The following is a 14,625-nucleotide window of genomic DNA, read 5'->3' as shown; positions in this document are numbered from 1 at the left end:
CAGCCCCGGCCGCCGTACCCCGTAATCCGTACCCCGTAGCCCCACCCCCACTGCGTGTCAGACACCAGTCCACCGCACGCACATGCGAACATGTGGCGTTGGTGTACGACCTGGCGGGGGAGGCGGCTATGGGCAACGGCCCGGGCGGCGGCGGTAGCGGCGACGGCAAGATCCTGGACATCAAGACCGCGGACCTCAAGTCCGCGGCGCCGACCTTCAGCGAGCAGAGCGGCAAGCTGCGCGACGCCCTGTCGGAGCTGACCGACACCCTTGACGGCCTCGGTTCGCCGTGGGGCGCGGACGAGCAGGGGAAGGCGTTCGGCGAGTCGTACAAACCCAAGCGCACCCAGATCGAGAACGCGACGAAGATCCTCATCTCCGGCCTCGCGAGCATTCACGAGGCGATGGCCGACATGTCCGACGGCCACATCGAGAACGACAAGCTGATCGCCGCGATGTTCACGAAGAAGGGCGCCAAGGGCGCTCAGGGCAGCGGCGGCGGTAGCGGCAAGTGAGCGTCAAGCACAAGGTCCAGCACTTCCTCATCGACTACATGGGCCTGTACTGGCCCGACGGCGATGCCGGCAAGCTCCGTAAGGCCGCCAAGGCGTGGCGCACGTTCGCGGGCGAGGTCGAGAAGGTCCGCACCCCGGTCAACAACCAGGCCACCTCCCTCATCCACAACAACAAGGGTGAGGCGATCGAGGCCTTCGAGGTCTTCTGGCACCGCTACGCCAAGGGCTCGCAGGACGGCTGGCTGCACGACCTCGCGGAGTCGGCGAAGAAGATGGCGGACGGGCTGGAGAAGCTCGCCGAAGCGGTCGACAAGGCGATGGACCAGCTCTGGGACAAGATCATTGAGGACCTCGCCGTCCTGGGTGCCGCCGTCGCCGTCGCCGTCCTCACCGGCGGCGCCCTCTCCGGCGCTGCCGGAGCCGCCGCGACCGCAATCGTGGAAGCCGGTGCCGCGCTCGGCGTCGTCGTATCCACCACCGTGGCGGAAGTGGCCGGTGTGACCCTGGCCGCCGCGGCGTTCGGCGGCCTGGAGTCCGTCACGGTCAACCTGGCCGTCGCCCAGCCCATCAAGATCGCGCAGGGGCGGCAGGACGGCTTCAGCCTGACCGAGGCGAGTGACTCGGCCAGGGACGGCATGATCTACGGCGGCATGTTCGGCGGCTTCGGCAGCCTCGCCAAGAACGCCGGCGCCGCGGGCGGCTACCGCAACCTCTTCAAGGGCGTCCGCCCCATGGACGTCGAACTCGCCCAGGCCGCCCGCCTCCCCGTCAACATCGACTGCGCCCTCGACCCCATCGACGTCGCGACCGGCGCCATGCTCCTCCCGGCGACGGACGTCACCCTCCCCGGCTCCCTGCCCCTCGTCGTCGAGCGCACCCACGTCTCCTCGTACCGGGCGGGCGCCTGGTACGGCCCGACGTGGGCCTCGACCTTCGACGAGCGGGTCCAGCTCGACGGCGACGGCGTCGTCTACGCGGCCGCGGACGGCATGCGCCTGGTCTACCCCGTGCCGGCGCCCGGCGAGCCCGTCCTTCCGGTCAAGGGCCCGCGATGGCCCCTGACCTGGGACGGCCGGCCCGGCGGGGTCATGACCATCGCCGACCCGCAGACGGGCATCACCCGCACCTTCGGCGGCCTGGTCCCCACCGAGGAGCCGGGCACCCTCCAGCTGCCGCTGGAGAGCGTGGAGGACCGCAACGGCGCGCGCATCGACTTCGAGCGCACGGCCACCGGCACGCCCACCGCGATCCGCCACTCCGGCGGCTCCTACGTGGCCGTCGAGACGGACGTCATCGGCGATGCGGGTGCCCGCGTCACCGCCCTCCGCCTCCTCGACGAGCCGCCGTCCCCGTACGATCCTCCGACCGCCCCCGGCCGCGGCACGACCCTCATCCGCTACGGCTATGACGACGCGGGCAACCTGACGGAGGTCACCAACTCCAGCGGCAAGCCCCTGCGCTTCACCTACGACGCCGAAGGCCGAATAACCTCCTGGACCGACCGCAACGGCACGTCGTACGGCTACACGTACGACGCGTCCGGCCGCGTGGTCCGTACGGAGGGGAGTGACGGTTTTCTCTCGGGCTCGCTGGCGTACGACACCGCAACCCGCACGACCACGGTCACCGACTCGCTCGGCCACGAGCGCACGTACCGCTACAACGCCGACGCCCTGGTCACGGAGGAGACCGACCCGCTGGGGCACAAGACGGTCACCAAGTGGGATGAACGGGGCGCGGACCGGCTCTCCGTGACCGACCCGCTGGGCCGCACGACCCGCTACGCGTACGACGAGGCGGGCAACCTCGCGCAGGTCACCCTGCCGGACGGCTCGACGGCCTCCGCGGCGTACAACGACCTGCACCGGCCGACGGAGGTCACCGAGCCGGGCGGCGGGCGGTGGCTGCACGCGTACGACGAGCGGGGCAACCTCGTCGCGACGACGGATCCGGCGGGCGCGGAGACCCGCTACACCCACGACGAGCAGGGCCGCCTCGCCACGGTGACCGACGCTCTCGGCAACGTCTCGCGGGTTGAGTGCGACGCGGCGGGGCTCCCGGTCGCGATCACCGACGCTCTCGGGCACCGGACGACCGTGCGCCGGGACGTGTTCGGCCGCGTCGTGGAGGCGGTCGATCCACTGGGCCGGGCCACCCGCACGACGTGGACGACGGAGGGCCGGCCCTCCCGGCGCGAGTACCCGGACGGGACGAGCGAGACCTGGACGTGGGACGGCGAGGGCAACCTCGTCACGCACACGGACGTGGCGGGCAACACCGTCAGCCACGAGGCCGGGCACTTCGACCTCCCGGCCTCCCGGACCGACCCCGACGGGACGACGTACGCCTTCGCGTACGACACCGAGCTGCGCCTGACGGGAGTGACGAACCCGCAGGGGCTGGTGTGGTCGTACGCCTACGACGCGGCGGGGCGGCTCACCTCCGAGACGGACTTCAACGGCCGCACGCTCACGTACGCGCACGACGCGGCGGGCGGGCTGGCCGCCCGCACGAACGGCGCGGGCGAGACGCTGCACTTCACGCGCGACGCGCTGGGCCGCGCGACGGAGCAGCGGGCGGATGGCGCCGATGCGGCCACGACGACGTTCGCCTACGACGCCGCCGGCAACCTCACCCGCGCGGTGAACGCCGACGCGGAGGTCGTCTACGAGCGGGACGCGCTCGGCCGCGTGCTGTCGGAGTCGGTGAACGGCCGGGCGACGAGCTACGCGTACGACGCGCTGGGCCGCCGGGTGCGGCGCGTGACGCCGTCCGGGCTGACGTCCGAGTGGACGTACGACGCGCTGGGGCGGCCGACGGAGCTGCGGGGCGACGCGGGTGGGCTGACGTTCGCGTACGACGCGGCGGGGCGGGAGACGGAGCGCCGACTGGGCGGCGAGGGCGCGGCGCTGACCCAGGACTGGGACGCGGCGGACCGCTTGACGACCCAGGTCGTACGGGGCGCGGAACGCCTCCTGCAACACCGCGAGTACGCGTACCGCGAGGACGGCTACCTCCGCGAGATCCGCGAACTCACCTCCGGCACGCGCCGCTTCGACCTCACGGAAACGGGCCGCGTCACGACGGTCCGGGCGCACGGCTGGACGGAACGGTACGCGTACGACGGCGCGGGCAACGTCACCAGTGCTGCGGCCCCTGACCACTCGGCCCCGGGGCAGCGCGAGTTCGACGGCACGCTGATCCGCCGGGCGGGCCGCACGAGCTACGAACACGACGCCCAGGGCCGCCTCATTCGCAAGGCGCGCAAGCTCCTCAACGGCCAGACGCGGGCCTGGACGTACACGTGGGACGCGGAGGACCGCCTGAGGGAGGCGGTGACGCCGGAGGGGGAGCGGTGGCAGTACGCGTACGACCCGCTGGGCCGGCGCGTATCGAAGCGGTGCGCGGGGCGTGACGACGACGCAACGCTCTTCTCGTGGGACGGCACGAGGCTGGCGGAGCAGACGGCTGCTGACGGCAGGACGACGACCTGGGACTACGCCCCGGGCACGCACCGCCCTCTGACGCAGACGGACTCCCTGCGTTTGACCAGGTCAGCGGGCAAGTCCCTGATCGAGGACTTCGCGGAGGACGCGGAACGGGACTTCGGGACGCGTTTCTACGCCGTCATCACGGACGCGGTGGGCACCCCGACGGAACTGGTCACGCCGACGGGCGAACTGTCGTGGCAACACCGCACGACCCTCTGGGGCACGCACCTCCCGTCCCCCACGGCCGAAGGGGGCACGGACTGCCCCCTCCGCTTCCCGGGCCAGTACCACGACCCCGAAACGGGCCTGCACTACAACTACTTCCGCTACTACGACCCGGAGACCGGACGGTACCTCTCGCCGGATCTGTTGGGGCTGGCGGCCGCGCCGAATCACCACACCTATGTGGTTAACACGTCCTATTGGTCCGACCCGCTCGGTCTGGCGCCCGAGTGCGTGCCAGTACAGGGCAGGAACCAGTGGCCTGAAGGGACCATCCAGCCCGGGTTGGTGCGGTTCTCGCAGGACTCGGTGGGGAGAAGTTTCAGCGATGGTCTGACGATCGAACATGTTGCAGCAGGGCTCAGGTCAGGTTGGATCAACCCGGGGAAGATCCCCGAGATCCGTCTTACGGTGCGGGACGGTGAGCTGTACACGCTCGACAACAGGCGTCTTGTAGCCTTCCAGAAGGCTGGAATGCCGGTGCCGTTCCGCATGGCGACCTCCGAAGAGGCAGCCAATGAGGCCTGGAAATTCACCACGGTCACGAATGGCAAATCGATTCTTGTTCGTGGGATAGATGAGGAGTGGGCTCCATGAGCGCTGTGAATCCTGACCCGTCTGCTGTGAACTCAAGAGAAGACCTCTCCCGGTTCCTGCTTGAGCTGGTGCGCAGTGTGGAGTCGGGAAGCCTTCCCATGGAAAATGCGACGTCCACCGAGTATGTGAGAGCTGCGGCCTACTGGACTCGATCCATGCACGGGTTCTTCGCTAATCGTGGTGAAGAGTGCCCCGAAGAGCCGGACTGGAAGACTGTCGCAATGATTTTTTCAGCCGCGTTTGTGTATGAGTAGGCAGTTTGGGCATGGAATGGCTCTCCGCGGAAGAAGAGTGTCTCCTTGTCAACGCCAGGGAGATGTCGCCGCTCTGGTCTGTATTGGCCGACTGGACGCGTGGAGGAGACGAAGCCGAATGGCTAGCCGTTGCTCCTGTTTTTGCTGAGATCGTCGGCCGGTGGGAGCGGGCCGGGTACGTCGAGGTGTATCGAGGCGACGAGTGGCCGGCGCATGAGGGTGGGGAGCGGTTGACCGGTGGCGTGCTTGCCGACGTGCTTCGTCGGCCGTCTACCTGGGAATACCGGGAAGGGCCCCCGGTGATTGGGCTGTTGGCCGTGGCGGGGAGCGCCGCGCTGTATTCTCCGCCATCGGGTCGGCGTCCTTGAGCCCCGATCAATGTCCGGAGATCAAAGCCTGGGTCGAGAGTTTCACGGGCGCCCTGGACTCCGTCGGCTTCCTTAACGAGCACTGCACGGTGGGCACGTGGCTGGCCTTCGCCCACCTGATGAACCCCGAGTTCGTCGAGGTGCGTGGGTGCGTGCTGCGGAAGCGTTCGTACGTGCCGGGCAGCTTTGACGACTGGTACCGCCGGCTCGATGGCGACGTTCGCAGGATCGAAGCCGTCCTCAACCGCTTCGTGGTCGGGTATGCGATCGACTGCGGTGACACCGCCGAAGAGGAAGAAGCACTAGGGCACATTGCCCAGGCCGTGGCGCACTCCTGGGAGGCGGCGCTCCGGCGGGCCTTTCCGCGGAAGCGGTTCGACGTGCGGGTCTTGGAGACCGATGACGGGCCGACCGTTATCTTCGGCCAGGCGGCGGCGCCGTACGTCCCCGCGGCGCCTGACGAACCCTGGCTGCGGCTGGTGCCGCGCGACGCCACCGCCAGGGAAGTCGACATCCTGCTCGCGTCCGGGATGACGTTTGTCGCGCGGCTGGACGGGGCCGCGATGGGGGACAGCGGCGGGGTCTTCGAGCAGTTCTGGGACCGGCTGAGGTTTCCCGACTACTTCGGGTGGAACTGGAACGCTCTCTCCGACTGCCTGCGGGAACTCCACTGGCTGCCCGCCGACCAGTACGTCGTCGTGATCGAGAACTCGGATCGGCTGCTCTCGGAGAGCCCGGAAGACCGAAAGGATTTCTTCGTCCTGCTGAAGCAGGTGGCCGAGCACTGGTGCAACCCGCACCACAAGCCCCGCGGCGTCGGCATTCCGTTCACCGTGCTGCTCGTCTGCGACCCCGGTGAGGCAGCCGCGGACCTCCTCCGCCCGGACGAGCTTCCCGGCGGGTTTGTCTACCCCGCGGAGTTTCTCCGCGCGGTCGAGAGCGGTCTCGTGGGTCTCGAACCGTGGTGGCTCCTGGAAGGCGACGCGTTGCGGGCGCGGGCCGTGGGCCTTCTGGAACGCTTCCCCGAGCGGCGCCTGCTGCCGTTCGCCCGGCGTGAGGACAACGACGAGGTCGCCTGCTGGGACCTGGATACCGGCACGGTGTGGGTCGTTCATGACTTCACCACGCCGGAGCGCGTGAATCGGAGGCAATTCGCCGCGTTCCACGACTGGCTTCGGGCCGCCCTTGAAGACTTCATCGACTTCGGGGAAGGGGAGGCCTTGTGAGCCTCTGAATCCGAACGGGATTTAGAGGCTCAGCAGCAGGAGGAACGTTGAGGCGGTCAGCATGATGAGGCCCGCGAAGGTGAAGGCCACGCCCCTGAGGCGGAAATTGGTCGTGGTGAGACCACTGCGGCCTACCGACGGCATGGTCAGGCTGTCCTTGCCGGTGAGGCGGGTGTAGATCCGTTCGGACCTCGCCCGGGCCGTGGCCGCGGCCGTGTCCGCAGCGCCGCCGATGTTGAAGATGAGACGGATTCCGAAGACGACCACTGCCAGGCCGCCCACCGCGAACAGGATGGGGATTGCTATGCGCATGATGCACGATCATATCCTCGCCGCGTACAGGGAATTCCTTCCGCCCACCGCCGCCGCAGTTCGTCCGGAATTCGGTCGTTTATTTCATCTGTCGCCCTGGTCAGTGCATGACCCTTGTGGCCCGATGGCCCCCGGCATAGCCCACCGCGTTCAGAAGAGAGGCCGACATGCGCAAGGCATCAACCGCACTCGCCGTCGCCGCAGGACTGGGCGCCGTCGCGTTTGCTCTGGGCGCCGGAGCCGGGGCCCAGGCGCAGGCGCCGCAGCGGCCGGAGCTCTCCGGGCCCGCTGCCGGGAAGGCCGTGGTCGACGTCGGAGACGCCGCCGCGCTGCCCGGCATCGGGTCGGCCTCCAGACCCGCCGCCGACACCGTCTACCGCACGCCCGCGTTCACCAACAACCTCGGCAACCAGTGCCTCGACGGCGACCGGAACACCATTCCCAACAACGGCGCCAAGGTGCAGCTCTGGGGCTGCAACAACTGGGACAACCAGAGCTGGTACTGGACCCCCGTGCCCAACCAGCCCGCCGGCTACTACACGATCCAGAACGGCTACCGGTCGCAGTGCCTCGACGGCGACCTCAACACGATCCCCAGCAACGGCGCCAAGGTGCAGCTCTGGGGCTGCAACGGGTGGACCAACCAGATCTGGATGTGGAACGGCACCAACCTCCAGAACGCCCAGGGCGCCCAGTGCCTCGACGGTGACACCAACACCATCCCCAACAACGGTGCCAAGGTGCAGCTTTGGGCCTGCAACGGGTGGGCCAACCAGAAGTGGGTCTTCCACTAGGCGACCAAGGAACCAACCTCGCGCGCTGCCGGCCGGCTTCTTCTCGTGCCGGCAGCGCGTTCCGCTCCCTCACGCGACCCCTTAGTCGGCGTGTGTCCCCCTGGTGCCGTCCGGCCTTTCGCCCTGCTCCCCGGAGTGGGAAACTGCCGCGTATGCGGGCATTGGGGCGCCTACGGGGACGATCGGTGCTGTGTGCAACTGGTGCGGTGGTGCTCGCGGGCACCGCCGCCCTCGGGCTCACCGGCTGCCGTCAGGAGGGCCCCGGCGGGCTGGATTCGGTCGTCGTCGCCGTGACCGCCGACAAGCGGGCCACCGCCCGCCTGGAGCACGACGGCTACCCCGTCCAGTGGCTGACCTGCACCGGAACGGCCGAGGACCCCGGCGTCACCGAGAAGGGCGGGACGCGCCCCGTCACCGCCGTGGGCGTCGACTGCGACGGCCGCACCAGCGGCGGCCAGAAGATCATCGTCTTCGGGCGGGTGACCGGCCTCTACGACGACTCCTGCGTGCAAGGGAAGCTGACCGCCAAGGTCGACGGGAAGACCGTCTTCACCGCCGGTGTTCTCGGCGATTGCTCCGGGAGCGGCACCACCAACGGCGGCGGCAACGGCGACAAGCCCACGAGCAACAACGGAGACAAGCCCACGAGCAACAACGGTGACAAGCACTGGCAGGGCAGTCCCCACCAGTCCAAGTAGGGGGCCTCCTCCCACCCCCGCTTACCCTTGGTCCATGCCCGAAGAGTCCCCGCTCATCAAGAGCCTGCGTGCGGCCGTCGACTCCGCACCCGACGATGTGCCCCTGCGCCTGCACCTCGCCCAGCTCCTCCTCGACGCGGGGTTCAGCCAGGACGCCATTTCCCAGGTCGCCGCGGCCCTCCAGCGAGAACCGGGCAACGCCGAGGCCCAGGCGCTGATAGCCCGCGCCGTCGCCCCTCCCGTGACGGCCCCCGCATCCGCCGCCCCGGCCCCCGCTCCGGCAGAAACCCCGGTCCCGGCCCCGGCCCCCGCCGGAACCCCCGCCCCCGCCGAAGAAGCCCCCCGCTACGACTGGAAGCAGGCAGAGGACGAGCTGTCCGACGTCATTCCTCCCCGCTTCGTAGAGACGGACGTAGAGACCGAGGAGCCCCAGCCCCTCTCCGCCCACGGCCACGACGACCCCGCCGCCGCGAGCGCCTGGGACGTCGAGACCGCCGGCCTCTCCCTCGCCGACGTCGGCGGCATGGAGCAGGTCAAGGAGCGCCTGGAGGCCGCCTTCCTCGCGCCCATGCGCAACCCCGAGCTCCGCAAGCTCTACGGCAAGAGCCTGCGCGGCGGGCTCCTCATGTACGGGCCGCCCGGCTGCGGCAAGACGTACATCGCCCGCGCCGTCGCCGGCGAGCTGGGCGCCCGCTTCATGTCGGTCAGCATCACCGACGTCCTCGACATGTGGATCGGCAACTCCGAGCGCAATCTGCGCGAGCTCTTCGAGACGGCCCGCCGCAACGCCCCGTGCGTCGTCTTCCTCGACGAGCTGGACGCCCTCGGCGCCAAGCGCAGCCAGCTCCGCCACTCCGGCCTGCGCACCACGGTCAACCAGCTGCTGACCGAGCTGGACGGCGTGGACGCCGACGCCAACGAGGGCCTGTTCGTCCTCGCCGCCACCAACCACCCCTGGGACGTCGACCCGGCCCTGCGCCGCCCCGGCCGCCTCGACCGCACGGTGCTGGTGCTGCCGCCCGACGAGCCCGCCCGCGAGTCGGTCCTGCGCCACCACCTCAAGGACCGCCCGATCGCCCGCATCGACCTGCGCAAGCTGGTCAAGCGCACGGACGGGTTCTCGGGCGCGGACCTGCGCCACCTGTGCGAGAGCGCCGCCGAGCGCGCCCTGATGGACTCGGTCCGCACCGGCCGGGCCCGCATGATCGAGACGGACGACCTGCTTACGGCCCTCGCCCAGATCCGGCCCTCCACAGGCCCCTGGTTCGACTCGGCCCGCAGCGTCGCCCAGTTCGCCAACGAGGGTGGGCAGTACGACGAGCTCCTCGCGTACCTGAAGAAGAAGAGGATGCTCTGAGCGTGAGTGACACCCCTTACGGCGGCGGGCACCCGAACGTGGCCCGTGCCGAGGCGCTGCTGAGCGTCGGCCGGGTCGACGACGCCTGCGACCTCCTCACCCGGCACACGAGAGAGGTCTCCCACAAGGACGCCGACGTCTACGCCCTGCTCGCCTGCTGCCTCTACCGGAAGCAGGCGTGGCCCGCGACCCTGGTCATGGCGGAGTCCGCGCTCAGCCTCAACCCGTCCCACACCGACGGCCACATCTACCGCAGCGAGGCGCTGTGGCGCCTCGGCCGTGCGGACGAGGCCGTCACCGCGGCCCGCGAGGCGATACGGATCTCGCCGCACCACCAGACGCCCTACCAGTCGCTGTCGAGGGCGCTGCGTGCCACGGGCGATCTCGACGGTGCGCTGGCGGCCGCGAACGAGTCCGTGCGCGTCAGCCCGGAGTCCGTGAACTCGCACTTCGCCCGGTACTCCGTCCTGATCGACATGGGGGACAAGGCGGGCGCGCAGCAGACGATGCGCGACGTCCTGAGCTTCGCCCCCGAGGACGCCGACGCGCGCGCCGTCCTCGCCGGCCTCAAGGACGAGGCCCGCGAGCTCAGGCTGCCGGAGCTGGCCAAGGAGTACACCGCCGCTCTGGGGACCGACCCCGGTAACGCGTACGTCACCGCCAAGCTGGAGGACATCGCCCTCCGTCTCGTGCGCCGCACCCGCTGGGTCGCCCTGCTCTGCCTCGTGTACGCCGCCGTCACCGCCCGGGCCTTCCCGACCGGCGACGACCCGACGTCGCTGCCCGCGCCGCTCGGCCCCCGCCTGTGGTTCTTCTTCCTGATGTGCGTGGGCTGGGGCGTGTGCGTCTGGCGCACGTACTTCACGCTGCCGAAGGGCGCCCAGCTCACCCTGCGGTCGGTGGTCCGGCGCGCCTTCGCCGCGAAGCTCGCCGCGGTGCACTCGCTGTGGGGCACGCTCTGCGCGGTGCTGCTGGTGACCGTCCCCTGGACGGACCGGGGCTACGAGCAGGCGCTCGTGTGGATCGGCGGGGTGCCCGTGGTCCTCGCCATGTGGTACGGGGCCGCCCAGCGGCGGAACGAGCGCGAAGCCGCCGAGAAGGCGAAGGAAAAACGGCTGAAAGCCGCCCGCGAGAGGGAATCCGAGGCCGCCCGGTAACCTACGGACCGTAGGAGCCGACGAGCCGACGACCCGTGAGGAGCCCACCCGTGGCGGGAGAACCGCAGGCGGACTGCCTGTTCTGCAAGATCGTCAAGGGGGAGGTGCCCGCGACGGTCGTCAAGGAGACGGAGACCACCGTCGCCTTCCGGGACATCAACCCCCAGGCGCCCGTGCACGTCCTGGTCATCCCCAAGGTGCACTACCCGGACGCGGGCTCGCTCGCCGCGGCCGAGCCCTCGGTCGCCGCCGACGTGCTGCGCGAGGCGGCCGAGGTGGCCCGGCAGGAGAACGGGGACAAGGGCTTCCGCATCGTCTTCAACACCGGCGCCGGCGCGGGCCAGACCGTCTTCCACGCGCACGCGCACGTCCTCGGCGGCCGCGGCTTCAACTGGCCCCCCGGGTAGGCAGCGCCCCTTGTCCGTACGTGAACTGGTCGTCCTCGGCACCGCCAGCCAGGTCCCCACGCGCCACCGCAACCACAACGGCTACGTGCTGCGCTGGGACGGCGAAGGCCTGCTCTTCGACCCCGGCGAGGGCACGCAGCGGCAGATGCTGCGCGCCGGGGTGGCCGCGCACGACCTGAACCGGCTGTGCGTCACCCACTTCCACGGTGACCACTCCCTCGGCCTCGCCGGCGTGATCCAGCGCATCAACCTGGACCAGGTGCCGCACCCGGTCACCGCGCACTACCCGCGCAGCGGCAAGCGCTTCTTCGAGCGCCTGCGGTACGCGACGGCCTACCGCGAGACGGTGCAGCTCGCCGAGGAGCCCGTCTCCGGCGCGGGCGGGGTCCTCTGCGAGGGTCCCTCCTACCGCCTGGAGGCGCGCAAGCTCTCGCACCCCGTCGAGTCGTACGGCTACCGCCTGGTCGAGCCCGACGGCCGGCGGATGCTCCCCGAGCGGCTCGCCGCGCACGGCATCAGCGGGCCGGACGTCGGCCGGTTGCAGCGCGAGGGGGCGGTCGGCGGGGTCACCCTGGACGAGGTGAGCGAGGTGCGGCGCGGGCAGCGGTTCGCGTTCGTGATGGACACGCGGCTGTGCGACGGCGTGGACGAGCTGGCCGAGGGCTGCGACATGCTCGTCATCGAGTCGACGTTCACGGACGAGGACGCGGCCCTCGCCGCGGACCACGGCCACCTCACGGCCGGGCAGGCCGGCCGGGTCGCGGCCGGTGCGGGAGTGCGGCATCTCGTGCTGACGCACTTCTCGCAGCGGTACGACGACCCGGCGGTCTTCGAGCGGCAGGCCCGCGCGGCGGGCTTCGAAGGCGAGCTCACGGTGGCCCGGGACCTGATGCGCGTGCCCGTGCCCAAACGGCGTTAGGGCACGGGCGGAGGGGCGCTACGGCAGGAAGTACATCGGGTTCGGCAGCTTGTACGTGTGCTGGGCGTAGCCGCCCTGGAGGTCGCTGTACTGGTCGCCGAAGTTGCCGACGATGCGGTAGCCCTGGGACTCGATGTGCTTGCGCGTCCCCGCCTTGTACTCGACGGTGCTGCACGTGGCGCCGCACGGCAGGTACGCCGGCGGCGTCTTCTTGTTCTTCAGGAAGAAGTGCGCGGTGTCGGCGGCGGGCTTGTAGCCGGCGTTCTTGAGGTTGCGCACGCTCCAGTCGCGCTGGTGCTCGTCGCGCCCGGTGACGTAGAAGACCGTGATGCCCTTGGACTGCGCCCAGTTGACGAGCTGCGGCATGCCGAAGACCGGGGCCATGTCGGTGGACTTCAGGTAGGCGTCCTGCGACTCGGGCGTGAAGTGGAAGCCCTGCTGGAGCTCGTAGTTGTACGTGAGCAGCGTGGTGTCGTCCACGTCCAGGACGATGGCGGGCTTCGCGGCGCCCTTCGTGCCGGCCTGGTTCTTCCCGGACTGGTTCTTGACGGCCTTCTCCAGCTGCGCCTTCGCCTTCTTCTCGATGTCGGCGACCTGCTTGGCGTAGTTGCTGTCCGGCGACGCGTAGTGCTGGCCGTTCTTGTCGGTGGTGTCGCCGTAGTAGGCCTTGATCTTGTCCGTCACCTTGGTGAGGTTCGGGATCTCCTTGTCCGTGCGCGGCACGGAGTGCTCGGCGCTGGCGGCGCCGGCCGTGTAGAGGCCGGCGCCGACGGCGAGTGCGGCACCCGCCGCGGCGATGCGGGCGCGCTTGGACGCAAGGCTGAGCTGCACGTGTGTACTCCTGAGTAGCAAGGGCGGTGCAGCGCGAAGCTAGGGCCTTGGCGGGTGCAGGTCAAGCATCGACGGGTCAAACATGGGTGCAGGTCAAGCGCGGTCTACGCGAGTAGGGGAGAAGCGTCCCCTCCGGTACGCCGAACGGCCCCGCGCCCGGCCCGCTCCAGGATCCGCGCCGCCACCGCCGGCGAGTCGACCAGCGGGTGCAGGGCGAGGGCGCGCAGCGCCGCGTCGCGGTCCTCGTGCACGGCCGCCGCGATCGTGGCCCGCTCGACCGCCTTGAGCTGGAGCATCAGCCCCAGCTGGTCCTCGCGCAGCGGCGCGCACGGCAGCGGCCGGGCGCCCTCGCCGGTGACCTCGCACACCGTTTCGATGATGGCGTCCGGGGCCAGGCCGGGGACGGTCGTGCCGTTGGGCACGTTGAGGATCAGGCGCGCGGGCTCGTCCCGGGCGACGGCGCCCATCAGCGCGAGCGCCACCCTGTCGTAACCGCCGCCGTCCAGGTCGCAGGAGTCCCGCTGCCAGCCGCCGCTCGCCGCGCGGCTCTCGGCCATGTAGGTGGACTCGCGCTGCAGCCGGGCGCGCTCCCACAGCTCGTACGAGCGGTCCGGCGCGGCCGCCGCCTGCGCGAAGAAGCCGCTCTGCTGCTCGTCGAGGAACTGGCCCCGGGTCTCCGGCGACTCCAGCACCGAGCGCAGCGTCTCCCGGCGGAAGTAGTAGTAGTGGAGGTATTCGTTGGGCAGGGCCCCCAGGGCGCGCAGCCAGTCCGCGCCGAAGAGCTTGCCCTCCTCGAAGGAGCCGAGGGCCGCGTCGTCCGCCAGCAGGCGCGGCAGCAGGTCCTCGCCGCCGACGCTCAACGACCTCAGCCAGCCCAGGTGATTGAGGCCGACGTAGTCGAAGCTCACCCGATCGGGGTCGGCTCCCGCGGCGTGCGCCGCCCGCCGCACCAGCCCGACGGGGGAGTCGCAGATGCCGATCACCCGTCTGCCGAGGACGGACGACATCGCCTCCGTCACCATCCCCGCCGGGTTGGTGAAGTTGATGACCCATGCACGGGGTGCGACCGCCGCGACCCGCTCCGCGATCTCCAGGGCCACCAGCACCGTGCGCAGCCCGTACAGGACCCCGCCCGCGCCGACGGTCTCCTGCCCCAACACCCCCTCGCTCAGGGGGATCCGCTCGTCCAGGACCCGGCCGGCCGTGCCGCCGACGCGGATCGCGGAGAACACGAAGTCGGTACCGCGCAGGGCGTCGTCCAGGCTGTGCGCGAGGCGCACGGACGGGGCGTCCGGCACGCCCTCCGCCTGGGCCGCCAGCACCGAGGAGATCACTCTCATGCGCATGGAATCGGTGTCGTAGAGCACGAGTTCCGTACAGCGGCCCGGGGTGTCGCGCCGCGCGTCGTCAAGGAGGGCCCGGTGCACCAGAGGCACCCGGAACCCGCCACCGCCGAGAATCGTCAGCCTCATGTTCC

The 14,625-nt window shown here is 70.4% G+C and carries 13 protein-coding genes; 10 read left to right on the top strand and 3 right to left on the bottom strand.

Annotation, left to right across the window (positions count from 1 at the left end; genetic code table 11):
* Window positions 1-101 precede the first annotated feature (101 nt).
* The 4 genes from PS271_RS08035 to PS271_RS08020 all read left to right on the top strand — a co-directional run bounded on the left by PS271_RS08035 (window position 102) and on the right by PS271_RS08020 (window position 6,673).
* The gene (locus PS271_RS08035; RefSeq protein WP_398386737.1) at window positions 102-515 is read left to right on the top strand and encodes a WXG100 family type VII secretion target; all 414 of its coding nucleotides are present in this window, start codon (window positions 102-104) and stop codon (window positions 513-515) included.
* Window positions 512-4,825, top strand: coding sequence for a DUF6531 domain-containing protein (locus PS271_RS08030; RefSeq protein WP_495656750.1), 4,314 nt, complete (start codon window positions 512-514; stop codon window positions 4,823-4,825). The genes PS271_RS08035 and PS271_RS08030 overlap by 4 nt, the downstream gene beginning before the upstream one ends.
* Window positions 4,822-5,079 carry a DUF7660 family protein gene (locus PS271_RS08025; protein ID WP_398381294.1) on the top strand — a complete coding sequence of 86 codons (258 nt, stop codon included), beginning with the start codon at window positions 4,822-4,824 and terminating at the stop codon, window positions 5,077-5,079. Before PS271_RS08030 ends, PS271_RS08025 begins: the two co-directional genes overlap by 4 nt.
* A gap of 364 nt (window positions 5,080-5,443) precedes the next feature.
* On the top strand, window positions 5,444-6,673 hold the full coding sequence (locus tag PS271_RS08020; RefSeq protein ID WP_398381293.1) for a barstar family protein: 1,230 nt from the start codon (window positions 5,444-5,446) through the stop codon (window positions 6,671-6,673).
* A gap of 21 nt (window positions 6,674-6,694) precedes the next feature.
* On the opposite strand, the gene PS271_RS08015 is transcribed toward PS271_RS08020, so the two are convergent.
* Window positions 6,695-6,985 (bottom strand): hypothetical protein, encoded by a 291-nt coding sequence (locus tag PS271_RS08015; protein ID WP_398381292.1) that lies wholly within the window; start codon window positions 6,983-6,985, stop codon window positions 6,695-6,697.
* Window positions 6,986-7,152: 167 nt separating this feature from the next.
* Here PS271_RS08015 and PS271_RS08010 point away from each other — a divergent pair, with 167 nt between their 5' ends.
* The 6 genes from PS271_RS08010 to PS271_RS07985 all read left to right on the top strand — a co-directional run bounded on the left by PS271_RS08010 (window position 7,153) and on the right by PS271_RS07985 (window position 12,317).
* Window positions 7,153-7,779 carry an RICIN domain-containing protein gene (locus PS271_RS08010; protein WP_398381291.1) on the top strand — a complete coding sequence of 209 codons (627 nt, stop codon included), beginning with the start codon at window positions 7,153-7,155 and terminating at the stop codon, window positions 7,777-7,779.
* 185 nt (window positions 7,780-7,964) lie between these two features.
* Entirely contained in the window at window positions 7,965-8,477 is a 513-nt protein-coding gene (locus PS271_RS08005; protein ID WP_398381290.1) for a hypothetical protein, read from the top strand.
* 34 nt (window positions 8,478-8,511) lie between these two features.
* Entirely contained in the window at window positions 8,512-9,834 is a 1,323-nt protein-coding gene (locus PS271_RS08000; protein WP_398381289.1) for an ATP-binding protein, read from the top strand.
* A 2-nt stretch (window positions 9,835-9,836) separates the two neighbouring features.
* Entirely contained in the window at window positions 9,837-10,991 is a 1,155-nt protein-coding gene (locus PS271_RS07995) for a tetratricopeptide repeat protein (protein ID WP_398381288.1), read from the top strand.
* A gap of 50 nt (window positions 10,992-11,041) precedes the next feature.
* Window positions 11,042-11,398 carry a histidine triad nucleotide-binding protein gene (locus PS271_RS07990; RefSeq protein ID WP_398381287.1) on the top strand — a complete coding sequence of 119 codons (357 nt, stop codon included), beginning with the start codon at window positions 11,042-11,044 and terminating at the stop codon, window positions 11,396-11,398.
* A gap of 10 nt (window positions 11,399-11,408) precedes the next feature.
* On the top strand, window positions 11,409-12,317 hold the full coding sequence (locus PS271_RS07985; protein WP_398381286.1) for a ribonuclease Z: 909 nt from the start codon (window positions 11,409-11,411) through the stop codon (window positions 12,315-12,317).
* 18 nt (window positions 12,318-12,335) lie between these two features.
* On the opposite strand, the gene PS271_RS07980 is transcribed toward PS271_RS07985, so the two are convergent.
* A complete protein-coding gene (locus PS271_RS07980; protein ID WP_398381285.1) occupies window positions 12,336-13,148 on the bottom strand; it encodes an HAD family acid phosphatase in 813 nt (270 codons plus the stop codon).
* A gap of 104 nt (window positions 13,149-13,252) precedes the next feature.
* Entirely contained in the window at window positions 13,253-14,620 is a 1,368-nt protein-coding gene (locus PS271_RS07975) for a 6-phospho-beta-glucosidase (RefSeq protein WP_398381284.1), read from the bottom strand.
* Window positions 14,621-14,625 lie beyond the last annotated feature (5 nt).

Source organism: Streptomyces sp. SCA2-17, assembly GCF_044336695.1.
Note: the sequence above shows the minus strand (reverse complement) of the source record. Positions and strands in the feature narration are given on the sequence as shown.